This window comes from Herbiconiux sp. L3-i23, from assembly GCF_023734115.1.
Lineage (GTDB): Bacteria > Actinomycetota > Actinomycetes > Actinomycetales > Microbacteriaceae > Naasia.
On record NZ_AP025737.1, the window covers coordinates 780633 to 806241 of the forward strand.

Below are 25609 nucleotides of genomic sequence, written 5' to 3' on the forward strand. Positions count from 1 at the left end.
GTGGCGACCAACACCGCATACATCGACGCCGCACCGGAAGCGGTGTTCGTCGTGCTCGGCGACGGCTGGCTCTACCCGAACTGGGTGGTCGGGGCCTCGCGGATGCGCGACGTCGACGAGTCGTGGCCGTCCGAGGGTGCGAAGCTGCACCACTCGTTCGGGACCTGGCCGGTCCTGCTCGACGACAACACCGAGATGCTCGAGTGGGATCCGCCGCGCCGAGCGGTGCTGCAGGCGAGGGGGTGGCCGATCGGCGAGGCACGGGTCGTGATCCGCGTCCAGGCGAGGGGCGCCGGTTGCGTCGTCCGCATCGACGAGGACGCCGCGGAGGGGCCCGGACGTCTGGTGCCGAAGGTGATCCGCGACCTCGGCCTGCGTCTGCGCAACCGCGAGACGCTGCATCGCCTCGCCTACCTCGTCGAGGGCGGCGCCGCGAAGCGCTGAGCGCGAGGCCGGCCGCGCTCAGACCGCGAGCACGGAGGAGGTGAACGCGGCGAGGCGAGTGCGCAGGGTGCTGATGCGGCGCTCCACGATCTCGGCCGGATCGGGCTGCATGTCCTGCTTCGGCGGTACCCGTCTGATCGTCAACGAGCAGGCGAGGTCGGCGCAGATGTAGGTGCCGACGGTGTTGCCCTCGCGTCCGGCGTCGCCCGCGCGCGGCGCCGAGAACAGCGACACCTGGTTGGCGGGCTGCGGGGTGTGGCAGAGCGAGCACATGGCGGCGAACCCGCCCCGCATCGGCGATTCGGCGGCACGCAGCACCATGCCGACCGCTCGCTCGTCGCGCCACTGCACGATGTAGCCGCGCTGCAGTGCTCGCGGGTCGCGCCAGCCGAGGTATTCGCGCTCGTCCCAGAGCACCTCGTGCAGGCCGGGGAGCGTGGCCCTGTTCGCTTCGCCCTGCGTCGCGTTCACGAAGGAGCTTCGGATCTCGGATTCGGTGAGGGGTCGCATCGTCGCCGCTCAGCCTACGTCGCGCTGCCCGGGAAGAAGCCGTTCGAGGAGCGAGCCGACGGGCCCGGCGAGCAGCAGCACGAAGAGCGACCAGTAGTTGACGTCGGTCGCGAGCACGCCGATCAGCAGGGCGAGCGCGAACAGGGACGTGATCGTGACGCTGCCGATGAGCACCCGCCTCGTCACGGGGTTCTCGGGCGCCTCGATGTCGCTGTTGCGGTGGATCAGGAAAGTCATGATCGTGAGCAGCGCACTGCTCAGCAGCATCGTGCCGATGTAGAACCCCACCGTGAAGTGCGACGGCTCGAATTCGGCCGTCATCGCCGTCGGCAGGGGCAGGACCACGATGGTGAACGCCCACGCGACACTCAGCAGGGCGAGCCGGCCGGTGTACGCCCGGACGTGTTCGAAGAGCTGGTGGTGGGCGTACCAGAGCCGCGAGATCACGAGGAAGCTGATCCCGAACCCGAACACCTCGGGCCAGTTGTCGGCGAAGAACTCGGCGGGGGATCGTCCGTCGCTCGCCGACTCGGGGACGAGGTCGACGAGCGGCAGGATCAGCAGCGTGATCGCGATCGCGGCGATGGCGTCGGTGAAGAACACGACACGGTCGAGCCCACGGGAGGAGGCGTACGCCTCGCGGTGCGACCTGGTGCGGGGCTCGCTCGGCATCCCACAAGCAAACCATGAGCGGCTCGCCGCGCACATCCCGCCCCGCTCACCCGTCATCAGCGGACACCGGGATCGTGACATCGGACATCGGGAAGAATCGACGGGTGGGTACGAGCGTCGCCCACCGAGAGGACACCCCGATGAGTCATTCCGTCGATGCGCTGCGCGCGGATCTCGAGAGCGCGGGCTTCGACGTCGACGCCATCCGCGCACTGTGGGGGGACGATGCCGATGCGGCACTCGCCCGGGGCAACCGCATTCCCGCCCGCCGCGTGCTCGACCGCAGCGAACCGACACCGCTCGCGACTCTCGCCCGGCTCTTCGTGCTCGGGCTGCCGGTGGGCGAGCAGGCCGCGCGTGCGGCGCTGCCGTCTCTCGGGCTGGACGGTGCGGTCGCCCTCGGCCTCGTCGCGGTCGACCATGCCGTGGCTCACCCGCGGCTCGACCTGCGCCCGTATGCGTTCATCGACGGCGAGGGCGCCGGCACATGGTGGATCGCCTCCGACCTCGGCGAGATCGCCCTCGGTCGCGAACTGCCCGAGGCGCACGTGCTCGGCGTGGGCGGTGCATCGTTGACGCTCGCCGGGCTCCAGCTTCCGCGTCCGGCGAGACGGGTGCTCGATCTCGGGACCGGCTCCGGGATCCAGGCCCTGCACGCCTCCCGTTACGCGGACGACGTGGTCGCGACCGACATCTCCGAACGTGCGGCGGGGCTCGCCCGGCTCACGGGCGGACTGAACAAGGTCGCGCTCGACGTCCGGGTCGGCGATCTGTTCGCGCCGGTCGCGGGGGAGCGCTTCGACCGGGTGATCTCGAACCCGCCGTTCGTTATCACCCCGCGGGTCGGCGGCATCCCCGCCTACGAGTACCGCGACGGCGGCATGGTCGGCGACGGCATCGTCGAAGCCGTGATCCGCGGATTGCCCGACGTGCTCGAGCCGGGCGGAATCGCCCAGCTGCTCGGCAACTGGGAGTACCGCGGTCGCGAGCAGGGCCTCGACCGCGTGCGTCGCTTCGTCGACGAGGCAGGGCTCGACGCCTGGGTGATCGAGCGCGAGCGGCAGGACCCGGCGCAGTACGCCGAGACCTGGATCCGCGACGGGGGCACGAGGCCCGGTGATCCCCGCTACGACGGCCTGCTCGAGGCGTGGCTCGACGACTTCGAGGAGCGGGGCGTGACCGCGGTCGGGTTCGGCTACCTGCTGCTGCGCCGCCCATCCGACGGTCACGGGGTCACGCTGCGTCGATACGAGGTGCTTCCCGACGCGCTCGGAGCCAATCCCACAGGTCTCGGCGCTCACCTCGGCGCGAGCCTCGACGGGCACGACTGGCAGGCGGCTCGCGATGACGGCGAGTTGCGGCACGCGCGCCTGCAGGTCGCGCCCGACGTCACCGAGCAGCGGCACCTGTGGCCGGGCGACGAGCATCCCGCCGCGATGGATCTGCGCCAGGGCGGCGGATTCGGGCGGACGATGCCGCTCGACACCGCCCTCGCCGGCTTCGTCGGCGCCTGCGACGGCGAGCTCAGCGTCGGCCAGATCGTCGCGGCGCTCGCCGACCTGCTCGAGGTCGACGAGGCCGAGCTCGCCGCCGAGCTGCTGCCGAAGGTCCGCCGACTGCTCGGCGACGCGATGCTGCTGCCCGCCTGAGCGCTCGCCCTTGCGATGAACGGCGGTCGCGGGTCAGTTCGAGCGCGCGTGCCCCGGGAACTCGGATCCGCCGAGGTCGAGGTCGTCAGGGTCGACCTCGATCTCGCCGACATCGTCGGGTCCGCCGGTGCCGGGCAGGGTCTTCACCCTCTCGTCGTCGACGTCGCTGTGGGTCGCGGGAGCGTCGGCCCCGGCGCCGGACGACGCCTGCTTGGCGGCCGTCTCGGTCTCGCTGGCGGGGGAGTAGGCGACGTCCTTCTCGTCGAGGTCCTTCTCGGCGTGCTGTTCGACGCCCTCCTCGTTCGAATGGTCTGCCTGGAGATCCTCTGCGTTCCCGTGAGTCATGCCCGCCACGCTAAGCGCGCGGGATGTGCGTCCGCTCCGCTCGACCCGTGGGTTCCCCGGGCGCACCGAGCCCCCGTTCGTAGCAGACCGAGATCGGTGAGCCGATGTAGGAGCCGAACGGATCGATCGACCTGTACCCCTCGCGCTCGTAGAACCGGATCGCGTCGGGCTGTTCCGTGCCGGTCTCGAGTCGCAGGGTGCTCCAGCCGCGGCGCAGCGCCTCGGCTTCGAGCTCGCGGAGGATCGCCGTCGAGACCCCGGAGCCGCGGTTCTCGGGGCGCACGTACATGCGTTTGATCTCCGCGCTCGTCTCGTCGAGCCGACGGAGCCCGCCGCAGCCGGCGGCCGCTCCGTCGTCCACGCGGGCGACGAGGAAGAAGTCGATGTCGGCCGCCGACGGCGCAGTGCCGGGCTCGTGGTCGGAGCGGCCGTAGCGGGAGTCGAGCTCGGCGCGCTGCGCGGCGCGCAGCGCAGCGGCATCGACGTCGTCCCACGGGGCGGGGTGCAGCGAGATCGGCATGCCGCCATTCTGTCCGAGTCTGCGACACTGCTGTTCGTGACTTCGATCCCCGCCCTCCTGCGTCTCGCGGAGGAACTCGCCGCGCACGGCGGTGCGGGGCTCGCGCTGATCGTCGTCGGCGCTGCGCTCGCGGGCCTCGGGATCGCGACGGTCGCCGTTCTGCGCGCCGCCGCCCGCGCTGCGCAGCGCGCGCTGCCGCCGGTGGTCGTCCGCGCCGGGCGGCCCGGGCGCGGCGACAGCGAGGAACCCGCGGTGCAGCATCGGCCGGATGCGCCGGGCAGACGTCTGCCCCGAGCGCCGGGGAGCATGCCCGCGACCGTGTGAGGCCCTGTCCGAAGTGACGTCAGGAGAGCTGCGCGGTCGCCGCGACGACCCTTCCCTCTCTCCGACTTCCAAGGACTTCTCTCATGGACCCGTTCACCTTCCCGCCCATCGCTGCGGTGCTCGACGTCGCCTACTCGGCGGTCGCGGCGCTCGCCGATCTGCTCGCTCCCTTCGCCGGGACGTCATCGGCAGCCGCGGCGATCGCCGTCACCACCATGCTGGTGCGGCTCGCGCTGCTGCCCGCGGGCATCGCCTCCGCCCGCTCCGCGGCGGCAGCACGCCGCATCGGTCCCCAGATCGCCGACCTCCGCGCCCGCTTCGCGAAGAAGCCCGAGAAGCTCCAGCAGGAGCTCGCGGACCTCTACCGGCGCGAGGGGGCATCGCCGTTGTCCGGCTGCCTCCCGCTCGTCGCGCAGATCCCGGTCGTCGCCGTCGTCTACGCGTTGTTCACCCGGACGGACATCGGCGCGCACGCGAACGACCTGCTCGCCCATTCCGTCGCCGGCGTGCCGCTCGGGATGTCCCTCCCGCACTCGCTCCTCGTGGCGGCCGATCCGTGATCGGCGGTCGTGGCGGGGCTCGTGATCCTCGCGCTGCTCGTTCTCTCCGCCGAACTCAGTCGGGCGCTGATGCGGCGACAGGCGGCGCTCGCCCCCGCGGCGGTCGCGGTGCCCGGGGTGCCGGAGTGCCGGCGGGGCTGATGACGGCTCTGCGCTTCACGCCGTACCTGTCGATCGTCGCCGCCGCGTTCGTCCCCTTCGCCGCGGCGATCTACATCGCGGTGTCGGCGGTGTGGGGAGCACTCGAACGGACGGTTCTCGCGCGACGGTTCGCGTGATCCGAGGCGGCAACACACCGCCGGGGCGGTGCCACGTGCGAGCACGGCGAAGTTAGCCTCGATCGGTGGAATTCGACCGATACGGCAATGACGTCCTCGCCACCGACTGGCGTAAGCCGAAGGCGGCACCGCCCGCGATCGTCGAGGCCGCGAACGACCTCGTCGTCGAGCTGGCGGGCGACGGGTTCTGCGGCGCCGTGGTCGGGATCGAGGGACGCATGGTGCGTCTCGAGGACCGCCGCGGCAAGGTGCGCCTCTTCCCCCTCGGCCCGGGCTTCCTGCTCGAGGGGAAGCCGGTGGTGCTCAAGGCTCCTGCCGCGCTGAAGCCGAAGGGCGGGCGGATGGTGAGCGCCTCCGGGTCGATCGCGGTGACCGATGCGAAGGCCCGGGTCGCCCGCGCGAGCCGCATCTTCGTCGAGGGGCGGCACGACGCCGAGCTCGTCGAGAAGGTGTGGGGACACGACCTGCGCGTCGACGGCGTCGTCGTCGAATACCTCGAAGGGGTCGACCACCTGGAGGAGCTGCTCGCGCAGTTCAAGCCGCGTGCGGGCCGCCGGGTGGGTGTGCTCGTCGATCACCTGGTGCCGGGGTCGAAGGAGAGCCGGATCGCCGAGAAGGTCGCGAAGGGCCCGTGGGGGGCGGATGTGCTCGTCGTCGGGCATCCGTACATCGACATCTGGCAGTCCGTGAAGCCGGCCCGGCTGGGGCTGAAGGCGTGGCCGGTGATCCCGAAGGGGACCGAGTGGAAGCACGGCATCTGCGAGGCGTTCCGTTGGCCGCACGCCGAGCAGGCCGACATCGCCCGTGCCTGGCAGCGCATCCTCTCCCGAGTCGACACCTACGCCGACCTCGAACCGGCCCTCCTCGGCCGGGTGGAACAACTCATCGACTTCGTCACCGCGGAGTAACGCCGAGGGCGTTCGCGTCCACTCGCCAAGCGCTTAGGCCTCACCCGGTCGTCGAGTAGGCGCGCCAGCGCCGTATCGAGACGGCTCGAGTAGCGAGGAACGTGCGTATCGAGAGCACTGCGCTGTGGTCTCGATGCGCTGCGCTTACTCGACGACCGGGTCAAAGCCCGCCCGTTGAGCGAAGCGATACGAAGGGGCCAGGCGCATCCCGGTCGTCGAGTAGGCGCGCCAGCGCCCTATCGAGAGCGCAGTTCCGGACGTTGACGCCACGGTCTCGATGCGCTTCGCTTACTCGACCCGTCTCGATACGCTCCTTCGTCGCTACTCGACGACCGAGGTGAAGCCCGCCTGTTGGGCGAAGCGATACGAAGGCCGGTACCGACATCCCGGTCGTCGAGTAGGGCCGCCAGGCCCGTATCGAGGCGGCTCGAGTAAGCGAGGAACGAGCGCATCGAGAGCACGGCGCCCATGGTCTCGATGCGCTGCGCTTACTCGACCCGTCTCGATACGCTCCTTCGTCGCTACTCGACGACCGGGTTGGGGCCCGCCCGTTGAGCGCAGCGATACGGAGGGCACGAGTACCATCCGGTCGTCGAGTAGGGCCGCCAGGCCCGGATCGAGTCCCCCGCGCAAGCGTGCGCGGTGGGCCCAGGCTCGAGTAGCGAGGAACGAGCGTATCGAGAGCACCAGCGCCATGGTCTCGGTGCGCTTCGCTTACTCGACCCGTCTCGATACGCTCCTTCGTCGCTACTCGACGACCGGGGTTCAGAACGGGGCGTCGTCGGGGAGCCAGGCTTTCATCACCAGTGGTGGTGCGCCCGGGATAGTGCGGCCGGGTGGGGCGAAGGTGCGGGCCGGTTTCGTCGTGTACATGCGCCCCGTCGGCGAGGTCCAGGTCAGGGTGCCGCCCGGTGAGGCGCTCACCCGCCACCGTTTGCGGCCTTTCACCATGTGGTGGCCCTTGCACAGATGCGCGAGGTTCGCGGCGACCGTCTCGCCGTCCTCCGCCCACGGCTTCGTGTGATCGACATCGCAATGCTCGACCGGCCGGGTGCAGCCCACGAACCGGCACACCTCATCCCGCGCCTGCAGGTACCGCCGCAACTGCTTCGGGACCTTATAGGTGGTCCGCCCGAACGAAGTGATCGCCCCATCCTCCGGATCGGTGAGGATCCGAATCCACCCGGACGCTTCCCCGGCGACGCGGCGGGCGGTCTCGGCGTCGATCGGCCCGTAGCCCTCAAGCTGGCCCGGCTCGTCCGACCGGCCCATCGCCGTCAGTACCGGCACGGTGGTCGACACCTGCGGGTTGATGCCTCGCCGCGCCGCCGGGGTGGACTGCACCGGCTCCCCCTCGACCGCCGGTGCGGTGACACCGCCGGCGTCGATGAGCAAGTCACGGAACACATCCGCTTCGATCTGCTGCAGGGTGCGGGTCTCCCCTTCGACCATCAAGCCCTTCGCGAGCCCGGTCACCGACGCGGCGGCACCGATGACGTATTCGGCGGACATGTACGCGCCGTACCAGGCCATCCCGGCCCCGGCCGGTTCGACCGCGGTCCGCCGCTCCATGAGTGCCTCGCGGTGCTCCTCGATCAGCTCCTCGGGCTGCAAGTCGGCGCGGATCTTCCGCGCCATCCGATCGAACCGCGACACCGGCAGATCGACAGACTCGAGCAGACGCGCCTCATACTCGCCGACCAGCTCAGCGGCGAGGCCGTGAGAGTGTTCGACGAGAACCCGGGCGTGCCGGTCGGAGAACTCCGCCTGCCGCATCCGACTCAGCGTGGTCGGGAAGACCTGCACAAGGGAGCGGGCGAGATCGAGCATCGACTGCGCGGTGCGCTCGTGCACCTGCAGCACCGCGGCGACTTCCGCCCGGAGCTCACGCCACTCGAGCGAGTCAGGGTCGTACCAGTCGGCGCCGAAGTCCCGGCCGAACTGGAGGCGTAGCGCGTCGATGTATTCCAGCTGCTCCGCCTGATAGACGCGGGCGATGGCCTGCCGTTCGGCGATGCGCTCGACCAGCAGCCGCGCAGCCGACATCGGCGCTTCGGCCGGCGACTGCTCTTCGTCCATACACCGACTCAACCAGCAACCACCGACACTGGAGGGACCTGAACATGAGCGCATCCCGAGGGTCCCGCGCTTCGCGACGGCCCTGGCGGGCCTCCTCAGCGAGCAGGGGAAAAGCATCGCCATGGTCGGCCTTCGTATCGCTTCGCTCAACGGGCGGGCGGTTGTCGTCGAAGCGAAGTTCCGCGCTTAGGGACGGCCCTGGCGGGCCTCCTCAGCGAGCGGACGGCGTCAGCGGGTGTGGTCTGTGTCGGCGACGCGGATGCGGATGCGGCCCTCGAAGATGCCCCTGTCGCCGTCGCCGGGGGCCGGGGCGGGAGCGGGCATGGAGGTCTGCCGGTCGTTCTCGAGACGCGCCTCGTGCTTCGTGGGGGCGAACACCTCGTCGACGCCGCCGAGGACACCGCTGCCGATGGATCCTGAGCCGCGAGTGGGACGCCCGCTGTTGCGGGTGGCGATCGTCATGGCGACGACGGCTGCGATGGCGGCGGCGCCGAAGATCATCCATTCCACGCCGTCGATACTACGTGCTGACCTCCGACACCGGGCCGGAGCGGACGATCCGATGCAGTTCCACTTCGCCGACGCGACCGTCGTCGAGTACGACCGACATGTAGGTGCAGAACGGCTGTCGGCGACGGTCGGTGGGGGAGCCCGGATTGAGGAGGCGGACACCGCGCGGAGTGGTCGAATCCCACGGGATGTGGCTGTGTCCGAAGACCACGAGGTCGGTGTCGGGGAAGCCCTCGTCGATGCGCTTCTCCCGACCCTGCGCCGAGCCGGTCTCGTGCACGACCGCCAGTCGGACCCCGTCGATTTTCGCGCGCGCCACCTCGGGCAGCCGCGCGCGCAGGTCGTCGCCGTCGTTGTTGCCGTAGCACGCCAGCAGCTGCGTCGAGCGGGCGTGCAGGTGGTCGAGGGTCGCCTCGTCGACCCAGTCGCCCGCATGCACGACGACGTCCGCGCGGTCGACGGCGTCCCACACCTCGGCGGGCAGGTCCTTCGCTCGCTTCGGCAGGTGGGTGTCCGAGAGGAGCAGCAGGCGCGTCGTCACCCCACCATCCTGCGGTGCCCGGGCTCCTGCAGCCTTGGAGGATGCTGTCGGACGGTGGGCGTACCGTCAGCGCCATGACGACCAGCAGCGAATCACACGACGAACCCGAGATGCTCGGAGCCCGCGGCGACGACTCCTCGACCGCCTCGAAGGACCCGTCCGACTGGGTGACCGGCGACGAACCCATCACGGGCGCGCAGAAGAGCTACCTCGACACCCTCGCGCGTGAAGCGGGCGAAGAGATCCCCGCCGACATCACCAAGGCCGAGGCCTCCGAGCACATCGAGCGCCTCCAGGAGAAGACCGGGCGCACCGAGTCGGCCTGAGGCCCGCTCGACGGCGCGATGCCCGCGGCGTGAGCCGCGGGCATCGTCTGTCTGCGTCGCGACGGATGCGTTACTTCGCCGCGTCGCGGAGCAGGTCGAGCAGCGGCGCGGCGGCCTCATCGAGGAACTGCTGCTGCAGCGCGTCGCCGACCTGCACGAGTGCGATGTCGGTGAAGCCCGCCTCCCAGAAGCTCTTCACCGACTCGACGATCGCGTCGAGGTCGGGGCCGCACGGGATGCTCTCCGCCACATCCTCCTTGCGCACGAACTGGCTGGCGCCGGCGAAACCGGCGGGCGTCGGCAGGTCGGAGTTGACCGCCCAGCCGCCGCCGAACCAGCGGAACTGGTCGTGGGCGCGCTCGATGGCCTCGTCGCGGTCGGGTCCCCAGCTGATCGGGATCTGTCCGATCTTCCGTGACGATGTCGACCCCTTCAGGTCGTCCCACTTCGAGATGATCTCGGCGTCGGGTTCGGTGGTGATCAGGTGGTCGGCGAGCGGCGCGAACCGTTCGAGCGACTTGTCGCCCGACACCGCGATGCCGATCGGCAGCGGCTCGGTCGGGGTGTCCCAGATGCGCGCCGAGTCGACGCGGAAGTACGAGCCCTCCCAGGTCACCAGCTCGCCGGTGAGCAGCTCGCGGATGATCGTCGCCGCCTCCTCGAGCATGTCCTGGCGCTGATCGATCGGCGGCCAGCCCTCGCCGGTGACGTGCTCGTTGAGGTTCTCGCCGGAGCCGAGCCCGAGCAGGAACCGTCCGTCCGAGAGCAGCGACAGCGTCGCCGCCTTCTGCGCGACGACGGCGGGGTGGTAGCGCTGGATCGGCGAGGTCACATAGGTCGCGAGGTCCATCGTGGTCGTCGCCTGCGCGACCGCGCCAAGGAGCGTCCACGCGTACGGTGCGTGCCCCTGCGAGACGAGCCAGGGGGAGTAGTGGTCGCTCGAGACCGCGAAGTCGAAGCCGATCCGCTCGGCGTCGACGGCGTACGAGACGAGCTCCTTCGGTCCGCTCTGCTCGGTCATCAACGTGTAGCCGAAACGCGTCATGCTCTTCTTCGTCCCTTTCATCCGCGGCGCAGACCGTGCTGTCGGCGCTCGCCTCGACGCTACGGTCGCCAGACTTGGAGTTCGGCAAGAGACGAGGGGACTCTCAGACACCTCTCCGTAATCTGGGCGGGTGACCTGGACCTCCACCGCCACACTCGTCCGCGCCGGATCCGACTCGGCCACCGAGCTCGGAGGCCTCGTCGGGGTCGCCGCCAACGTGATCGCCGCTCTCGGCGAAGTCGGGGTCGGCATCCTGACCCTGGTCGAGACGATCTTCCCGCCGATCCCGAGCGAGGTCGTCCTGCCGCTCGCGGGGTTCCTCTCGCAGCGCGGCGACATGAACATCGTCTTCGTCATGATCAGCGCGACGCTGGGCGCCTACCTCGGCGCGGTGATCCTCTACTGGCTCGGCTACAAGGTCGGCGAGGAGCGGAGCATCCGGTGGCTCGCGAAGCTGCCCCTCGTCGATCGCGAGGACTTCGAGAAGGCGTCGGGCTGGTTCCACCGTCACGGCAAGTCGGCGGTCTTCTTCGGCCGGCTCCTGCCAGGGGTCCGGAGCCTCATCTCGCTCCCGGCGGGCGCGGCGAAGATGAGCTTCCTCGTCTTCAGCGCCTTCACCATCGCGGGAAGCGCCCTCTGGAACGGTCTGCTCGTCGGCCTCGGCGCAGCGCTCGGCACCCAGTACGAGCTCATCGACCAGTACTCGTGGGTGCTGGATGTGCTCGTCTACGCCGCCATCGCGGGCGTCCTCGTCTGGCTCGTGGTGCGACGCATCCGCCGCGGCCGTCAGGCCTCTAGCGCGAGCTGACGGCGTTGACCGGAGGCTCGGGTGACGAGCGGCGTTCGCGCACGGCGCCGCCGACGAGCCGGCCGAGCCGCCGCGCCAACGAGTGGCTCGGGCGCTCGACGAAGCGCCAGAAGAGGTAGCCGGCACCGATCCCCGCCGGCGGTGCGAGCAGCACCGCGATCCACCAGTCCTCGTCGCCGAGGAGGTAGGCGATCGCGACGAGCACGGGCACGTGCACGAGGTAGAGGCTGAACGAGATCTTGCCGAGCCAGGCGCACAGGCGGCCCGAGAGTACGCGGACGACAGGCGCGGCGACGATGGCGAGCACGATGAGGACCGCCGATGAGATGACCGACGCGGCGCGAAGGGTCTCGGCGATGCCGCCCGCGCCGAGCATCGGCCGGACGAGCCAGGTGGCGATGAAACCGAGGAGCGACGCGGCGAGGGCGATCGGCCAGCCGATGCGGAAAGCGCGGGTTCCCGACACCCGGCGCCCCCAGTCCTGCAGGTCGTCGAGACGGACGGCGATCAGCGTGCCGATGAAGAACGCGGGCAGGTAGGACAGCGTCCCGTCGCCGACCGTGAAACCCACGACGCTCGCCGCCAGCGCGAGAAGTCCGGCCGGCAGCCATCCCCGTCGCGTTGCGCGAGCGCCGAGCACGAAGAGGGGGAGCAGCAGGGCGAACAGCATCTCCCAGCGCAGCGACCACAGCACGTTGTTGATCTCGTAGCTGTACTTGCCGAGGGTCGCTTCGGCCACGAGCTCCGACCCGACGAGGGTCGCCGCGTTGTTGTCGACCAGCCACCCTCCGGGGAACGCGCCGGGATCGCGCGGGATCGCGACGACCAGTGCGCAGGCGACGACGAGGGAGCCCCAGACCGGAACCATGATCCGCACGAACCGCGAGGCGAGGAAGCCCGCCCAGCTGAACCCGCCGCGCAGCGCGGGCAGGGCGACGACGAGGCCGCTCAGCACGAAGAACAGCACGACGGCTTCGCCGCCCGCGGTGAAGAGCTTGAGCGGCGACGCGCTCAGCCATCCCCAGAGCGCCGCGCGGGTACCTTCGTCGGATGCGCGCAGGTGCGGTTCCGCGACGGCGAGGGTGTGGTGGAGCAGCACGACCAGGGCGGCCACCCCGCGGAGGCCGTCGAGCGCCGAGAGGCGTCGCCCGGTGCGCTCCGCGCCCCGGGTGGGGGCCTCGGCGGCGGGCGTTCCGAGTCGAAGGGGTTGCGCACTCACTCGCTCCACGGTACGAAACGGTCCTGTGCGTGCACTGGCATCACAGTGAGGCCTTACCGAGCGCTCAGTGCCGCCCCAGCACGCATCGCTACGGTGAGCTCCTGTTCGTCTACGACAAAGGGTGAAGTGACCATGGGTTTCCTCGACCGACTGCTCGGCCGTGAGGATTCGTCCTCGAACGACCGGAACTACGACAACCGATACGACCCGCAGCCCGCTCCAGCGCGTCGCGATGAGCGCAGCGAGGACGAGATCGCCATCGAGCGGTACCGCTACCTGCTGCGCACGGCTCCGCCCGAGACCATAGAGCAGGTGCATGCCGAGGCGTTCGCCAAGCTCTCGCCCGAGCAGCGCCGCCAGGTGTACGAGGAGCTGAAGCAGGGATCCGAGCAGCCCGCCGGTGACGATGCGAACTCCCTGGCTCGTGCGGCGACCCGCGCCGAGATGCGCCAGCCGGGCACCATGGAGCGTGCGTTCGGCGGCAACGCCGGCGGCGCGGCGCGCGGCGGGCCGAGCTTCGGATCGATGCTCGGCAGCAGCCTCCTCGGAACGGTGGCCGGCTACGTCATCGGATCGGCCCTCGTCAGCGCGTTCCTGCCCGACCCGGGCTACGCGGATGCCGGTGCCGAGGGCGACGCGGGAGCGGACGGCGGAGACGCCGGCGCCGAGGGTGACGCGGGCGCCGACGCGGGCGGCGCGGACGCCGGCGGCGGCGACGGTGGCTGGGGCGGCGACGGCGGCTGGGGCGGCGGCGACTTCGGTGGCGGTGATTTCGGAGGCGGCGACTTCGGTGGCGGCTTCGACGTCTGATCGATGACGGCCGAGACGGACGAAGACCGACCGGGCTCCGCGTTCGGGCGTCTCGTCGAGCCCGTGCGCATGAGCCTGGTGCGCACCCTCACGGGGCAGCCCGACGGGGTGCCCGCGTGGGTCGAGACCCTCGCCGACGGCGACGACCCGGGCTTCTTCGGACCCGACTCCGCGGCATGGGCCGTGCACGGCGACCTGCCGACCCTGGTCGCCGGAGTCAGGGCCCTCTTGACGCAGGCGCTGCATCCCGGGGCGCTCGCCGGAGTCCACGACCATTCGCGGTACCGGGAGGACCCGTTCGGTCGCCTCGCGGGCACCATCCGCTGGATCTTCACCGTCACCTACGGCTCCGAGGCCGACGCGCGCGGCGCCACCCGCTGGGTGCAGCACATCCACGAGCGGGTGCGCGGCACCTACCTCTCCTCCGACGGAACACCGGTTCCGTATTCGGCGGCCGACCCCGACCTGCTGCGCTTCGTGCACCTCGCCTTCACGGACGCCTTCCTCGGCGCGCACCTCGCCTGGGGTCGGCGCGAGATCCCGGGCGGCCCCGACGCGTACGTGCGCGAATGGGCGCTCGCCGGTGAGCTGATGGGCGTCGAAGACCCGCCGCGCAGCCACCAGGAGCTGCGCGCCGCGCTCCGCGAATACCTCGACGCCGGCGTCCTCCGGCACGATGAACGCGTCGACGACGTGGTCCGGTTCCTGCGCCATCCTCCGTTGCCGCGGTCGCTGCGTGCCAGCTACCCGGCGCTCTTCCGCGGAGCCGTCGCCTCACTGGAGCCCGAGTACCGGCAGCTCCTCGGGCTGCGGAGGCCGCGAGGTCCCGTGCATGCTCCGACCGCGCTCGTGCTGCACGCGAGCGGCGAACTCCTCGGTCGCACGACGGGGGCGGAGAAGGCGGCGAGGCGGCGGCTCGAGCGTCTCGGCGCCTCTTGACTGCTCGCGGCCGCTGAGAACGCGGACGGGCCCGCCGACCAGGAAGGTCGACGGGCCCGCGCAGGTGGCTCATGCCGCGCGGCTACGCGGAGCGGCGACGCCCGAACGCGGCGTAGGCGCCGAGCACGGCGCCGATCGCGCCGAGCACGAGGCCGGTGATCGCGAGGCCGCGAGCCAGGCCGTCATCGCTCGACGCGGCGGCGTCGTCGGCGGAGGCGGACTCCGCCTCGTCGTGCCCGCCGTGGCTGTGCGAGTCGTCCGCCGACGCCGCGGTCACCGCGATCACCGGGGCCGGGTAGTCGGCGCCCTCATCGGTGGCGTTCCACTCGACGACCTCGCCGTCGGAGTAGGTCTGGGTCGCGGGCAGCACGATCGTCTCGGCCTCGGGGACGGGGCCGACGCTCAGCGCGAAGCGCTGGAACTGGCCGGGAGCGACCTGCACACCGGCGTCCGCCGTCCAGACCACCCGGGTCGCGGCCTCGGTGACCTCGGTCCCGTTCTGGTCGACCGGCTCGTCGAGCGTCGACCGCTCGACGACGGCGCTCCAGCCGGGGACGGGCTCGACCGAGACGCTCGCGAAGGGCGTGTCCGTCGGCAGGTCGACGGCCACCGACACCGTGCCGGCGGTGTCGCTCTCGTTCGGGACACGGAAGGTGAGCAGGGCGTAGGAGCCGGCAGCCGCCTCGCTCGGCGACACGGTGACGTGGGCGTTCGCGGCGAGCGGGGCGGCGATCGCCAGCGCGAGAGCCGCGAGGACGCCGATGGCGGCGGTCCGAACCGACGTGCGGGAGGTGGTGCGGGAAGCGGTGCGGTGAGTCATGGGTGTTGTTCGTCTTCCTCTGATGGCCGGATTGCGCGGCCTGAGATCGGGAGTGTGCTCCGCGCAGGCGCGGAGCCGACGCATCCGGACGGTCCGGGGCGTCGAATGCGGGATCAGAGGGGGAGCGGGGGACCGCGGTGGCGCAGCACGCTGATGCGGTCGGGGAGCACCGGGCTCCCGATTCGCCGGTGCGCGGGCGGGGGACGACGGGCGTCGACGTCGATCGCGGCGACGTCGGTGACGAGCCGGCGTGCCACCAACCGGGCGAGGGCGACCAGTCCTGCGAGGATCCGTTCGCCCGCGACGAGCGCCACGAGCGTGATGAGGGCCGCGGCCGCGTGCGCCCACCACATCGCCGCGACGGGGTGCGCCATCGCAGCGGGCGAGGCGAAGGCGGTGGCGACGGCGGCGTCGTGCGTGTGGCCGAGCTGCGGCGTGCGAGAGCCGAGCAGTTGGAAGACCGAGTGGAATCCGGCCTGGCTGAGCGCCACGGTGAGCGTCAGACGCCAGAGCGAGAGGCGCCGCGACGACAGTGCGACGGACACCAGCATGGCGAAGGCGAGAGCGACCCCGAGAGTGACGGGGCTCGGCGCCGAACCGCCGCCTGCCGTGTGGGAGAAGGCGGCGACGAGCGTCGACACCGACGCGGCGGTCAGCGCGCGACCCGAGCGGGCGGTGCGAGCTGACATGGGCCGGTGACCTCGACTCGGATCGGTCAGTCCTTCGAGCGCGAGGCGGGTGACGCCGACCCGGGCGGACTGTGGTGCCCCCAGTAGGATTCGAACCTACGCCCCTGCCTCCGGAGGGCAGTGCTCTATCCCCTGAGCTATGGGGGCCAGGGACCGCACCAGATTAGCAGGGCGGACGTGCCGATTCCGCCGCGCACCCGTTCGGGCGGTGTGCAGATTCGGTTCCGTACCCTCGACGGATGCCCGCATCATCCGGCCCGTCGTCCGAACCGACCCTGCGCGACCGCATCGCGGCGTTGCGGATGCCCGACTCCGCGGCTCCGGCGTTCGACCCCGACGACGCACCGGCGGAGCCGTTCGAGTTGCTGGAGCAGTGGCTCGTCGCCGCGATCGACGGCGGCGTGGCCGCCCCGCACGCCATGACGCTCGCGACGACCTCGACCACGGGTGCCCCCGCGGCGCGGACCGTGCTGCTGCAGGACGTCGCCGACGGAGCGCTGCGTTTCGCGAGCTCCGCCGACAGCCCGAAGGGCGAGGACATCGCGGCCGATCCGCGCGCCGCCGTGGTGCTGCACTGGCGGGAGCAGCATCGGCAGGTGCGGGTCATCGGGCGTGTCGACGCAGCGCCGCGGGAGGTCAGCGACGCCGACTTCCTCGCGCGACCCGCCACCGCGCGGGCCGGGATCATCGCGGGACGGCAGAGCGCGCCGCTGCCCGCCCGCGCCGAGGTCGACGGATCGATCGCCGGCGCCCGCGAGCTCATCGCGGTCAACCCGCTGTTCGTCCCGCCGAGCTGGACCGTCTACCTGCTCGTCGCGCGCTCGATCGAGTTCTGGCAGGGCCCTCCCGGCAAGGGCCAGCAGCGGCTGCGCTACACCGGGGACGACGGCTCGTGGTCGAGGCAGCGCCTCTGGCCGTGAGCCGTCGTGCCGCCGATCACATGTCGCGGTAGCGGCGCGCCTCGGCCAGGTGGGTGCGGAGCGTCTCGGCGTCGTCGCGGCGCCCGTATCCTGGCGTGTCGCGCTGGATGCGCCATCCCTCGGCGAGCGGTCCGGCGTCGACGACGTCGAAGCCGAACCCGTCGATGAGCGCGGTCACCGTCGCCTTCGCGTCGGCATCGTCACCAGCGATGACGAGCGCCCGGCGTCCCGGCGTGCCGGCGGGCGAACCGTCGGTCGTCAGGTCGCCGAAGCCGATGTGGTTGAACGCCTTCACCACCTTCGACTCGGGAAGGTGGGCCTGCAGCAGCTCCGCGGTGGTGGTCGACTCGTCGTCGAGCTCGGCGATGCTGCCGTCCCGCTGCGGGTAGTAGTTGTTCGTGTCGATCACGATCTTGCCGGCGAGCGGCTCGACGGGGACGTCCCGGTAGGCGCGGAGCGGGATCGTGACGATGACGAGATCGCCGGCGGCTGCCGCCTCCTCCGCGGTGGCCGCGCGGGCTCGGCCGCCGAGTTCGGCGACGAGGTCGTCCAGCGTCTCGGGGCCGCGCGAGTTGCTCACCACCACGTCGTAGCCGGAGGCGACCGCAAGCCGTGCGAGCTGGGAGCCGATGAGGCCGGAACCGATGGTGGCGATGGTCTTCACGTTCTCGAGTGTCATACTGCCGCGAACTCGCCGTCCCGTCGGCATATTCCCGTGCGATCATGGGCCGATGAAGCGCACGGTGTCCGCCCACCTGACGTTCAGTGTCGATTCCCGTGCCGACATGGTGTTCGCCATCGCCGCCGCGCTGCCGGGGGAGGGGGCGACCCTCGAGGAGTCGCTCGCCTTCGTGAAGGACGGCGTCGCCATCGACCCGATCGAGCTCGGCGACCTGCACGGCGGACGCCTGCACCGGTTCGTCTCCGAGCCGGGTGAGCTGGTCGTCGACTACCGAGCCGAGATCACCGGGCGGTCGGCGCCGGTCGCCGTCGACCCGCTCGATCTGATCACCTACCTGCGCCCCAGCCGCTACGCCGAGTCCGACCTGCTCCTCCCGACCGCGCAGGCCGAGTTCGCCGGACTCTCCGGCCGCGACCTGCTCGCCGGCGTGAGCTCGTGGGTCGGATCGCAGCTGCGCTACGTGCCGGGATCGAGCGAGCCGACCGACGGCGCGCGGGACACCCTGCTCGACCGTCGCGGGGTCTGCCGCGACTACGCGCACCTCTGCATCGCGCTGCTCCGCGCGCTCGACGTTCCCGCCCGGCTCGTGTCGGCCTACGCGCCGGGACTCGACCCGATGGACTTCCACGCGGTCGCCGAGGCGTACGTCGACGACCAGTGGCACGTCGTCGACGCGACGACTCTGGCCCCGCGGCAATCGCTCGTGCGCATCGCGACCGGCCGCGACGCCGCCGACACGGCGTTCCTCAGCAACCACTGGGGTCTCGTCAGCGTCACGCGCATGGAGGTGACGGCGACGGTCGACGAGCTGCCGACCGACGACGTCCGCGACCTCGTGACGCTCGGCTGAGCGGACCTCAGGCGGGGATGTTCGAGGCGACGGAGGAGAGGAACTGCTCGGCGTCGCCCGGCTCGAAGAACAGCACCGACGCGGCGTCCGCATGGATCCAGTACTCGCCGACGAAGACGTCGGCCATCCCGCTGCCGTCCTTCTGGATGAAGTAGCCCTCGTCGGAGAACGACGAGTAGGTCGGCACCATGTTGCTGCTCGAGACCAGCTCGTTCTTGCGCGCCTCGATCGCCGCCGCGTCGAGGTGGGCGACGGCGACCTCGATGGTGTCGTTGCTCGTCTGGTTGAGGAAGCCGCAGCTGACGCCCTGGGCGTCGACGATCTCGGCCGCCACGGAGCCGGATGCCACCGCGTACCCGGGGTCGGCACCGAAGTTCGGGTTGAACGCGTAGATCTGCTCGGGCGTCATGAGCTCGTCGCAGGTGAGACCGACGGGGATGCCGGTCGGCTCCGGCGCGGTGGTCTCGGTCGTCTCGGGAGTGGGTTCGACATCGGTTCCGGGCGCCGTCGACTCGACCGGTGGGGCGGCGACGGGGTTCGAGGTACATCCGGCAAGGGCGACACCGAGGGCGGTCAGCGCGATCACTGCGGCCGTGCGTCCGATCCCCGACAGCGACCTCGACGGCGACTTTCCCGACAGCGACATGTTGAACCCCTCCACCCGAAGCGGGTCGTCCCCGCGTCCACCCCGCGGCGATCGGATACGACCACCTCGGAAGGGTAGCAATCGCGGGAGCCCGCGCGGGCCTACCACGCTCCGAGGCCGTCAACGCGACGGAGGCCCGGCGAAGGTAGGCTGGTCAGCCGTGACTCCCGCCGACCTCGCCGACATCCTCGCCCGCCTCGTGACCGCGGCGGCGCAGCGACGAGGGATCGACGACGTCACCCCCTCGGCCGCCGACGTGCCGCTCGAGCGCCCGCGCAACCGCGAGCACGGCGACTGGGCGAGCAACGTCGCCATGCGCTTCGGCAAGCGCCTCGGAACGAGCCCGCGTGAGCTCGCCGGTGAACTCGCCGAGGGCATCGCCGCCGTCGACGGCGTCAAGTCGGTCGATATCGCCGGGCCCGGCTTCATCAACGTCACCCTCGACGCCGCCGCGGCCGGCGCGCTCGCGAGGGAGATCGTCGACGCGGGTGGACGTTATGGCACCGGTGCCGCGCTCTCCGGCGTCACCATGAACCTCGAGTTCGTCTCGGCGAACCCGACAGGACCCATCCATCTCGGCGGAACGCGCTGGGCGGCGGTCGGCGACTCGCTCGCCCGCATCCTCGCCGCGCAGGGCGCGCTCGTCACCCGCGAGTACTACTTCAACGACCACGGCGCGCAGATCGACCGCTTCAGCCGCAGCCTGCTCGCGAGCTTCCTCGGCGAGGACACCCCGGAGGACGGCTACGCGGGCGGGTACATCGCCGACATCACCGCGCGCGTCGTCGCCGACTACCCGGGCGACCTCGCGTCGCTCCCGCGGGCCGAGGCGCAGGAGGTGTTCCGCGCGGTCGGCGTCGAGCTGATGTTCGGCGACATCAAGGCCCAGCTGCACGAGTTCGGCGTCGACTTCGACGTTTACTTCCACGAGAACGACCTGCACGACACCGGAGCCGTCGAGAAGGCGGTGACGCGGCTGCGCGAACTCGGCCACATCTTCGACGCCGACGGCGCGGTGTGGCTGCGCACCACCGAGTTCGGCGACGACCGCGACCGCGTCGTCATCAAGAGCGACGGCGAGCCCGCCTACATCGCGGGCGACCTCGCTTACTACTTGAACAAGCGCGAGCGCGGCTTCGAACGCAACCTGATCATGCTGGGCGCCGACCACCACGGCTACATCGGCCGTCTGATGGCCGCGGTCGCCGCATTCGGCGACACTCCGTGGGTGAACCTCGAGATCCTCATCGGCCAGCTCGTCAACCTGGTGAAGGACGGCGTCCCCGTCCGGATGAGCAAGCGCGCCGGCACCGTGGTCACCATGGAGGACCTCGTCGACGCCGTCGGCGTCGACGCCGCGCGCTACTCGCTGGTGCGCTCGTCGACCGACTCCGCGCTCGACATCGACCTCGACCTGCTGACCAAGCGCAGCAACGACAACCCCGTCTACTACGTGCAGTACGCCCACGCGCGCACCCGCGCGGTCGCCCGCAACGCCGAGGCGTCGGGTGTGCGTCGCGAGATCGACGGCGAGCCGGCCTTCTCGCCCGAACTGCTCGAGCACGAGACCGAGTCGATCCTCCTCGGTGTGCTCCAGGAGTTCCCGCGCATCCTCGCCCAGGCGGCGGAACTGCGCGAGCCGCACCGCGTCGCCCGCTATCTCGAAGAGCTCGCCGGGTCGTACCACCGCTGGTACGACAACTGCCGGGTCATCCCGCAGGGCGACGCCCCCATCGAGCCGGTGCACACCACTCGGCTGTGGCTGAACGACGCCGTCGCGCAGGTTCTGCGATCGGGTCTCGGGCTACTCGGCGTCGCGGCGCCGGAACGGATGTGAGATGAGCGACGACCGCGCCGACCGCCCGAGAGCGGTCCGTTACCGGGACGCCCACCCGACGAGCAGGCGGCGCTTCCGCGTGATCGTGCTCGTCATGAGCATCATCGTCGTCGCGGGACTCCTCGTCGTCGGCGACCTCGCGATCCGCGCCTACGCGGAAGACCGGGTGGCATCCGAGATCGAATCCCGGCTGCCCGACCAGGTCGAGGGCGATGTCGACGTCTCGATCGGCGGCTTCTCGGTCGTGGCGCAGTACCTCACCGGCCGCTTCGACGACGTCCGACTCGTCTCCGAGGGCGTCACCGTCGCCGGCGTGCCGGTCGAGGCGGACATCACCCTCAACGGCGTGCCCGTCGATACCTCGCAGCCGGTGGAGCACGCGGAGGGGGCGTTCTCGCTCGACCAGGACGCTGTGGCCTCGCTGCTCGCAAGCCAGGGCATCGACGGCGCGGTGACCTTCGACGGAGGTCGCCTGAGTTACGCGGCCGACACGCTCGTGTTCGGTCAGACCCTCACCGTCGGCTTCACGGCGACGCCGTCGATCGACGGCGGCCGGATCGTCTTCACCCCCGACGACGCCTCGGTGTCCGCCGGAGGCGTCGACCTCGACCTCGACGCGCTCTTCCCCGTCCTCGCCCCCGAAGGACTCGCCATCTGCGTCGCCCAGTACCTGCCGTCGGCGATCGCACTCGGCGACGTGGCCATCGCGGATGGTCGCGCGACCGTCTCCCTGACCGCCGAGAACCTGCCGCTCACCGAGTCGGCCCTGCGCGAGACCGGCACCTGCTGACCCCTCACCCCTCACCCCTGCGAGCGCGGTGTGTTGTCGCGAGCGCGGTTGTTTATACATGCGCGCTCGCAGCAACACACCGCGCTCGCAGGGGGTCAGGGGGTTGTGAAGGCCGAGTCGATCGAGTCGCGGTCCGTGACGCCCGTGGCCAGGACGGTCATCAGGAGCAGGCGGGCCTTCAGGCCGTCCAGGGCGCCCGCCGGGATGAGGCCGCGACGCAGGAGGTCGGTCTCGGATCCCGGATAGCCGCCGGTGGCGCGGTACAGGTCGCCGGCTCCGGTGCGCGACGCGAAGACGACCGGCATGGTTTCCGATGCGCGGCTGAGCGCGTCGAGCGCGCGGGTGCCGACGTGGCCGGCGCCGAACACTTCGACGACGAGCCCGTCGTAGCCGAGCCCCGGGATGGCGTCGAGCACCGCGGTGTCGTCGCCGAGCGCGAGGCGGTGCAGGGCGACTCTCGGTGCATCGGAGACGGCTGGCACCAGGGGAGCCCGTCGTGCTGCGGGGCCGACGGAGAACCGCACGCGGTCCTCGACGATCCACCCGATCGGTCCGGCGTCCGGCGAACCGAACGCGCTCGGCCCGGAGGTGCGGGTCTTCCGCACGGCGGGCGCGCGGTGGATCTCGCAGGCGAGCACCACGAGCACCCCGTGCGCGGCGCTCTCGGGTCGGGCGGCGACCCGCACCGCGTCGACCAGGTTCGCGGGCCCGTCCGCTCCCGGCTTGCCGGGGTTGCGCATCGCGCCCGTCACCACCACGGGAATGGTCGCCGGCAGCAGCAGGTCGAGCAGGTACGCCGACTCCTCGAGGGTGTCGGTGCCCTGCGTCACGACGACACCGTCCACCCCGTCGTCGGCGAGCGCGGCGATGTGCTCAGCGAGTTGCACGATGTCCCGCCACGAGATGTCGGCCGACATCAGCGTGCGGAAGGTCGACGGCTCGACCCGGGCGATGCTCCCGAGGAGCGGGATCGACGCGACGAGGCCCGCCGCATCGATCGCGAGCGCCGAGTTCGACCCCGTCGCGTCCACCGGCGCGCCGATGGTGCCCCCGAGCGCGAGGATCGCGACGCGGGGGAGCGAGCCGCTCACGAACCCTCTGCTCATCAACGACTGCCGCTCAGGAGCGGAACTCGCGGTCGAACGGGTACTTCGGGGCCTCCTCGAAGGGGTAACGGCGCTTGAAGTCCTGCACGATCGCATCGCATGTCTCGATGGTGACACCCTCGTGGCCGAGCATGTACTCGGTGAGCCGCTCGAGCATCAGCAGCACCTGCGGCCGACCCGACACGTCGGGGTGGATGCAGATCGGGAACGACGCGTAGTCGTACTCGCGGTAGACCCAGTCGAACTGGTCGCGCCACAGCTGCTCGATGTCGCGCGGGTTGGCGAAGCCGTAGCTGTTCGGCGAGCTCTTCACGAACATCATCGGGGGCAGGTCGTCGAGGTACCAGTTGAAAGCGAGGCTGACGAGCGGGATCTCGGTACCGCGGACGACGGGCTTCATCCACTCGTCGGCGCTCTTGCTGTAGTCGATCTTCGTCCAGCTGTCGCCCGTGCGCGCGTAGAACGGCTGGAAGTCGTGCAGCACCTGGGTGCGGTCGTACTGGAAGCCGTTCTCGAGGAGCAGGTCGGCGGTGATGGTGGTCATCTCGCCCCACGGCGCGATGTAGCCGGTGGGCTTCTGGCCGGACAGCTGCTCGATGAGCTCGAGCGAGCGGCCGAGCACGTCGCGTTCCTGCTGCGGCGACATGTCGCGCGGGTTCTCGTGCGAGTATCCGTGCGCGCCGATCTCGTGGCCGCCCTCGACGACGAGCTGCATCGCCTCGGGGAAGGTCTCGATCGAGTGGCCGGGAGTGAAGAAGGTGGCCTTCGCGTCGTACTTGGCGAACATCTTCACCAGGCGCGGGATGCCCACCTCGCCGGCCCAGAGGCCGCGCTGGATGTCCTGCAGGCTGTCCTCGCCGCCGTACGAGCCGAGCCATCCGGCGACCGCATCGACGTCGACGCCGAAACTGACCTTGATTTCCTTTGCCATGAGCGGTTCCTTCCGGAGTGGTTTTCAGGATGCGGGGGAGAAGGGGGCGAGCCGCGCCTGGGGGCGTCCCGACGAGGCGACGGCGAAGGCGACGAGGATCTCGTCCTCGGCGGGCGCATCGGCGAGGCGCACCTCGACGCTCTGGTGGTGCGAGCGGGTGGTGGCGTCGGTGATGTGCTTCATCGGGATGTCGAACGTGGCCGCGGCGGGCGCCCGCTTCTCGACCGCCGGCAGCAGAGTGGTCGCGCCGATGCGGCCGCGCAGGTGGTCGCCGAAGGTGAGGGTGTGGATGAGCGCCGAGCCGTGCTCGACCTCCCCGCCGAGACCGACGATGGCGGCCTTGCCGTAGGCCTCGACCGGGGCGCCGAGCGCGTCGACTACACGGGGGGCGAGCAGGGCGCCGAGGTCGGAAGCGTTCTCGGCGATGCCGGGCGCGAGGTCGTCGACGAAGCCGGCGCCGAACCACGGGTTGCGGATGACGGCGACGACGATCGCGACCCGCGTGACGGGGTCGACCGGCCGGCCGCCGTCGAGCAGGGTCTCCTCGAGGATCGTGGTGATCGATCGGACTTCCATGCTCACGGCCTCCAGGGCGTCGGGTCGAAGGGCGGGTCGGTGCGTCGGTCGCCGATGCGGGCGCCGATGCGGCCGCCCGCGGAGAGTGCGACGACGACGAGCACCTCGTCGGGGGCGGGAGCATCGGCGACCCGCGTGGTCATGGCCTGATAGTGCGACCGCGTGCCCGCCGCGGTGATGTGGCAGAGCGGCACCGCGACGGAGGTCCCGGCGGGCCCGCGTGCCTCGGTCGACGCGATGACCGCGGTGCCTCCGGCGCCGAGCCGCACGACGTCGGAGAAGAACGGGTTGTGCACGAGGGCGTCGCCGTGCTCGGCCTCGCCGTCGAGCCCGACGACCACGGCCTTGCCGAACGCCTCCACCGGGGCGCCGAGTGCGTCGAGTCCGCGACGCATGATCGCCTGGGCCAGCGGCGGGCAGAGGCGGCGCACCTCGGGGGAGAGGTCGTCGACGCGGCGTCCGACCCACGGGTTCGCGACGACCGCGGCGACCGCGACGCGCACCAGGGGAGCACCGTCGCGTGATCCGTGGTCGTCGAAGACCTCGTCGCGCTGCACGCTGAAGCGGCGGACCGGGCTCACTGCTTCGTCTCGCCGGGGAAGACCATCGCGCCGAGGAGCGCGTCCTGACTCGCCCGCACGTGCTCGCGCATGAGCCGCTCGGCGGTGGATTCGTCTTTCGCGGTGATGATCGCGAGGACGCGGCCGTGCTCGGCGTCGCTCTCGACCAGGCGACCGGGGCGGGAGAGCGAGGTGGCCACCAGCCGCGGGTAGGCGAGCTGGTTCATCAGCATCGTGTAGTGGGTGCGCAGCTTGCGGTTGCCCGACCCCCGCACGATGAGGTCGTGGAACTCGCCGACGAGCTCGGTGTAGCCGTCGACGTCGTCGCGGGCGACGGCCTCGTCGGAACGGGCGACGTTCGCGCGCAGCGCGACGAGCTCGGGGATCTCTCCACGGGCAGCGAAGAGGCGGGCCGCTGCCCCCTCGAGGATCTCCTTCATCTGGAACAGCTCGACCATGTCCGACCGGGTCGGGGTGGAGACGAACGTTCCGACCCGCGGACGGATCTCGACGAGTCCCTCCGTCTGCAGCTGCTTGAGCGCTTCGCGCACCGGAGTGCGGCTGACCCCGTACTCCGCGGCCAGGGCGATCTCGGAGAGCCCGACTCCGGTCTCGAGGTCGCCGGCGATGATCTTGGCGCGCAGACGGTCGGCGACCATGAGCTGCATGCTCTGCGTCTCGGACGCCGTCTCGTCTTGCATGCCAGTGACGATAG

At 71.1% G+C, this 25609-nt stretch carries 33 protein-coding genes and 1 tRNA gene; 15 read left to right on the forward strand and 19 right to left on the reverse strand.

Going from position 1 to position 25609, the window contains the following annotated elements:
- Positions 1-444, forward strand: a complete 444-nt coding sequence (locus tag NGH83_RS03670) for an SRPBCC family protein (RefSeq protein ID WP_251857716.1) — start codon at positions 1-3, stop codon at positions 442-444.
- Positions 445-462: 18 nt separating this feature from the next.
- Here NGH83_RS03670 and NGH83_RS03675 read toward each other — a convergent pair whose 3' ends face one another.
- Together NGH83_RS03675 and NGH83_RS03680 are read right to left on the reverse strand one after the other, a co-directional pair.
- A complete protein-coding gene (locus NGH83_RS03675; RefSeq protein ID WP_251857717.1) occupies positions 463-954 on the reverse strand; it encodes an FBP domain-containing protein in 492 nt (163 codons plus the stop codon).
- 9 nt (positions 955-963) lie between these two features.
- Positions 964-1626 (reverse strand): TMEM175 family protein, encoded by a 663-nt coding sequence (locus NGH83_RS03680; protein ID WP_251857718.1) that lies wholly within the window; start codon positions 1624-1626, stop codon positions 964-966.
- Positions 1627-1766: 140 nt separating this feature from the next.
- On the opposite strand from NGH83_RS03680, the gene NGH83_RS03685 reads away from it, so the two are divergent.
- The gene (locus NGH83_RS03685; RefSeq protein ID WP_251857719.1) at positions 1767-3275 is read left to right on the forward strand and encodes a methyltransferase; all 1509 of its coding nucleotides are present in this window, start codon (positions 1767-1769) and stop codon (positions 3273-3275) included.
- A 33-nt stretch (positions 3276-3308) separates the two neighbouring features.
- Here NGH83_RS03685 and NGH83_RS03690 read toward each other — a convergent pair whose 3' ends face one another.
- Together NGH83_RS03690 and NGH83_RS03695 are read right to left on the reverse strand one after the other, a co-directional pair.
- The gene (locus tag NGH83_RS03690) at positions 3309-3620 is read right to left on the reverse strand and encodes a hypothetical protein (RefSeq protein WP_251857720.1); all 312 of its coding nucleotides are present in this window, start codon (positions 3618-3620) and stop codon (positions 3309-3311) included.
- Positions 3621-3630: 10 nt separating this feature from the next.
- On the reverse strand, positions 3631-4140 hold the full coding sequence (locus NGH83_RS03695; protein ID WP_251857721.1) for a GNAT family N-acetyltransferase: 510 nt from the start codon (positions 4138-4140) through the stop codon (positions 3631-3633).
- 36 nt (positions 4141-4176) lie between these two features.
- Between NGH83_RS03695 and NGH83_RS03700 the strand changes: the two genes are divergently transcribed.
- The 5 genes from NGH83_RS03700 to NGH83_RS03715 all read left to right on the forward strand — a co-directional run bounded on the left by NGH83_RS03700 (position 4177) and on the right by NGH83_RS03715 (position 6210).
- Positions 4177-4464, forward strand: a complete 288-nt coding sequence (locus NGH83_RS03700; RefSeq protein WP_251857722.1) for a DUF6412 domain-containing protein — start codon at positions 4177-4179, stop codon at positions 4462-4464.
- Between the two features lie 83 nt (positions 4465-4547).
- Complete coding sequence (yidC, locus tag NGH83_RS03705) at positions 4548-5024, forward strand: membrane protein insertase YidC (RefSeq protein WP_251857723.1); 477 nt, start codon at positions 4548-4550, stop codon at positions 5022-5024.
- A 9-nt stretch (positions 5025-5033) separates the two neighbouring features.
- Positions 5034-5165, forward strand: coding sequence for a hypothetical protein (locus tag NGH83_RS15255; RefSeq protein WP_256470119.1), 132 nt, complete (start codon positions 5034-5036; stop codon positions 5163-5165).
- Positions 5165-5302, forward strand: a complete 138-nt coding sequence (locus NGH83_RS03710) for a hypothetical protein (RefSeq protein ID WP_251857724.1) — start codon at positions 5165-5167, stop codon at positions 5300-5302. Before NGH83_RS15255 ends, NGH83_RS03710 begins: the two co-directional genes overlap by 1 nt.
- Before the next feature lie 65 nt (positions 5303-5367).
- Positions 5368-6210, forward strand: coding sequence for a DUF3097 domain-containing protein (locus NGH83_RS03715; RefSeq protein ID WP_251857725.1), 843 nt, complete (start codon positions 5368-5370; stop codon positions 6208-6210).
- A 765-nt stretch (positions 6211-6975) separates the two neighbouring features.
- Here the strand turns inward: NGH83_RS03715 and NGH83_RS03720 are convergent.
- The 3 genes from NGH83_RS03720 to NGH83_RS03730 form a co-directional block, all read right to left on the reverse strand.
- Positions 6976-8289 (reverse strand): HNH endonuclease signature motif containing protein, encoded by a 1314-nt coding sequence (locus NGH83_RS03720; RefSeq protein WP_251857726.1) that lies wholly within the window; start codon positions 8287-8289, stop codon positions 6976-6978.
- A gap of 228 nt (positions 8290-8517) precedes the next feature.
- Entirely contained in the window at positions 8518-8799 is a 282-nt protein-coding gene (locus NGH83_RS03725) for a hypothetical protein (RefSeq protein ID WP_251857727.1), read from the reverse strand.
- 10 nt (positions 8800-8809) lie between these two features.
- Entirely contained in the window at positions 8810-9340 is a 531-nt protein-coding gene (locus tag NGH83_RS03730) for a metallophosphoesterase (protein ID WP_251857728.1), read from the reverse strand.
- 74 nt (positions 9341-9414) lie between these two features.
- Here NGH83_RS03730 and NGH83_RS03735 point away from each other — a divergent pair, with 74 nt between their 5' ends.
- On the forward strand, positions 9415-9666 hold the full coding sequence (locus NGH83_RS03735; RefSeq protein ID WP_371872744.1) for a DUF3072 domain-containing protein: 252 nt from the start codon (positions 9415-9417) through the stop codon (positions 9664-9666).
- A gap of 70 nt (positions 9667-9736) precedes the next feature.
- Here NGH83_RS03735 and NGH83_RS03740 read toward each other — a convergent pair whose 3' ends face one another.
- Positions 9737-10711, reverse strand: a complete 975-nt coding sequence (locus NGH83_RS03740; protein ID WP_251857729.1) for a TIGR03557 family F420-dependent LLM class oxidoreductase — start codon at positions 10709-10711, stop codon at positions 9737-9739.
- Between the two features lie 130 nt (positions 10712-10841).
- On the opposite strand from NGH83_RS03740, the gene NGH83_RS03745 reads away from it, so the two are divergent.
- Positions 10842-11519 (forward strand): DedA family protein, encoded by a 678-nt coding sequence (locus tag NGH83_RS03745; protein WP_251857730.1) that lies wholly within the window; start codon positions 10842-10844, stop codon positions 11517-11519.
- On the opposite strand, the gene NGH83_RS03750 is transcribed toward NGH83_RS03745, so the two are convergent.
- Positions 11506-12738 (reverse strand): acyltransferase, encoded by a 1233-nt coding sequence (locus NGH83_RS03750; RefSeq protein ID WP_251857731.1) that lies wholly within the window; start codon positions 12736-12738, stop codon positions 11506-11508. The genes NGH83_RS03745 and NGH83_RS03750 overlap by 14 nt on opposite strands.
- A gap of 132 nt (positions 12739-12870) precedes the next feature.
- On the opposite strand from NGH83_RS03750, the gene NGH83_RS03755 reads away from it, so the two are divergent.
- Entirely contained in the window at positions 12871-13548 is a 678-nt protein-coding gene (locus NGH83_RS03755) for a hypothetical protein (RefSeq protein WP_251857732.1), read from the forward strand.
- A 3-nt stretch (positions 13549-13551) separates the two neighbouring features.
- Positions 13552-14487 (forward strand): oxygenase MpaB family protein, encoded by a 936-nt coding sequence (locus NGH83_RS03760; protein WP_251857733.1) that lies wholly within the window; start codon positions 13552-13554, stop codon positions 14485-14487.
- Between the two features lie 82 nt (positions 14488-14569).
- Here NGH83_RS03760 and NGH83_RS03765 read toward each other — a convergent pair whose 3' ends face one another.
- The 3 genes from NGH83_RS03765 to NGH83_RS03775 all read right to left on the reverse strand — a co-directional run bounded on the left by NGH83_RS03765 (position 14570) and on the right by NGH83_RS03775 (position 16143).
- Positions 14570-15307 carry a YcnI family protein gene (locus tag NGH83_RS03765; RefSeq protein ID WP_251857734.1) on the reverse strand — a complete coding sequence of 246 codons (738 nt, stop codon included), beginning with the start codon at positions 15305-15307 and terminating at the stop codon, positions 14570-14572.
- A gap of 113 nt (positions 15308-15420) precedes the next feature.
- On the reverse strand, positions 15421-15996 hold the full coding sequence (locus tag NGH83_RS03770) for a hypothetical protein (RefSeq protein ID WP_251857735.1): 576 nt from the start codon (positions 15994-15996) through the stop codon (positions 15421-15423).
- Positions 15997-16068: 72 nt separating this feature from the next.
- Positions 16069-16143 (reverse strand) — tRNA-Arg (locus tag NGH83_RS03775).
- A gap of 92 nt (positions 16144-16235) precedes the next feature.
- Here NGH83_RS03775 and NGH83_RS03780 point away from each other — a divergent pair.
- The gene (locus tag NGH83_RS03780) at positions 16236-16916 is read left to right on the forward strand and encodes a pyridoxal 5'-phosphate synthase (protein ID WP_251857736.1); all 681 of its coding nucleotides are present in this window, start codon (positions 16236-16238) and stop codon (positions 16914-16916) included.
- A 16-nt stretch (positions 16917-16932) separates the two neighbouring features.
- On the opposite strand, the gene NGH83_RS03785 is transcribed toward NGH83_RS03780, so the two are convergent.
- On the reverse strand, positions 16933-17580 hold the full coding sequence (locus NGH83_RS03785; RefSeq protein ID WP_251857737.1) for an NADPH-dependent F420 reductase: 648 nt from the start codon (positions 17578-17580) through the stop codon (positions 16933-16935).
- Between the two features lie 67 nt (positions 17581-17647).
- Here NGH83_RS03785 and NGH83_RS03790 point away from each other — a divergent pair, with 67 nt between their 5' ends.
- Positions 17648-18448, forward strand: a complete 801-nt coding sequence (locus NGH83_RS03790; RefSeq protein WP_251857738.1) for a transglutaminase family protein — start codon at positions 17648-17650, stop codon at positions 18446-18448.
- 7 nt (positions 18449-18455) lie between these two features.
- Here the strand turns inward: NGH83_RS03790 and NGH83_RS03795 are convergent, their stop codons facing one another.
- A complete protein-coding gene (locus NGH83_RS03795; protein ID WP_251857739.1) occupies positions 18456-19094 on the reverse strand; it encodes an iron ABC transporter ATP-binding protein in 639 nt (212 codons plus the stop codon).
- A gap of 160 nt (positions 19095-19254) precedes the next feature.
- Between NGH83_RS03795 and argS the strand changes: the two genes are divergently transcribed.
- Positions 19255-20931 carry an arginine--tRNA ligase gene (gene argS, locus NGH83_RS03800; protein WP_251857740.1) on the forward strand — a complete coding sequence of 559 codons (1677 nt, stop codon included), beginning with the start codon at positions 19255-19257 and terminating at the stop codon, positions 20929-20931.
- Position 20932: 1 nt separating this feature from the next.
- Positions 20933-21721 carry a DUF2993 domain-containing protein gene (locus NGH83_RS03805; RefSeq protein WP_251857741.1) on the forward strand — a complete coding sequence of 263 codons (789 nt, stop codon included), beginning with the start codon at positions 20933-20935 and terminating at the stop codon, positions 21719-21721.
- 95 nt (positions 21722-21816) lie between these two features.
- Here the strand turns inward: NGH83_RS03805 and NGH83_RS03810 are convergent, their stop codons facing one another.
- The 5 genes from NGH83_RS03810 to NGH83_RS03830 are packed head-to-tail and all read right to left on the reverse strand — an operon-like array spanning position 21817 to position 25595.
- Positions 21817-22812, reverse strand: a complete 996-nt coding sequence (locus tag NGH83_RS03810) for an asparaginase (RefSeq protein WP_251857742.1) — start codon at positions 22810-22812, stop codon at positions 21817-21819.
- Between the two features lie 28 nt (positions 22813-22840).
- Entirely contained in the window at positions 22841-23758 is a 918-nt protein-coding gene (locus NGH83_RS03815; protein ID WP_251857743.1) for a polysaccharide deacetylase, read from the reverse strand.
- Positions 23759-23782: 24 nt separating this feature from the next.
- On the reverse strand, positions 23783-24334 hold the full coding sequence (locus NGH83_RS03820; RefSeq protein ID WP_251857744.1) for an amino acid synthesis family protein: 552 nt from the start codon (positions 24332-24334) through the stop codon (positions 23783-23785).
- A gap of 2 nt (positions 24335-24336) precedes the next feature.
- On the reverse strand, positions 24337-24915 hold the full coding sequence (locus tag NGH83_RS03825; RefSeq protein WP_251857745.1) for an amino acid synthesis family protein: 579 nt from the start codon (positions 24913-24915) through the stop codon (positions 24337-24339).
- Positions 24912-25595, reverse strand: a complete 684-nt coding sequence (locus NGH83_RS03830) for a GntR family transcriptional regulator (protein ID WP_251857746.1) — start codon at positions 25593-25595, stop codon at positions 24912-24914. The genes NGH83_RS03825 and NGH83_RS03830 overlap by 4 nt, the downstream gene beginning before the upstream one ends.
- Positions 25596-25609: the final 14 nt, after the last annotated feature.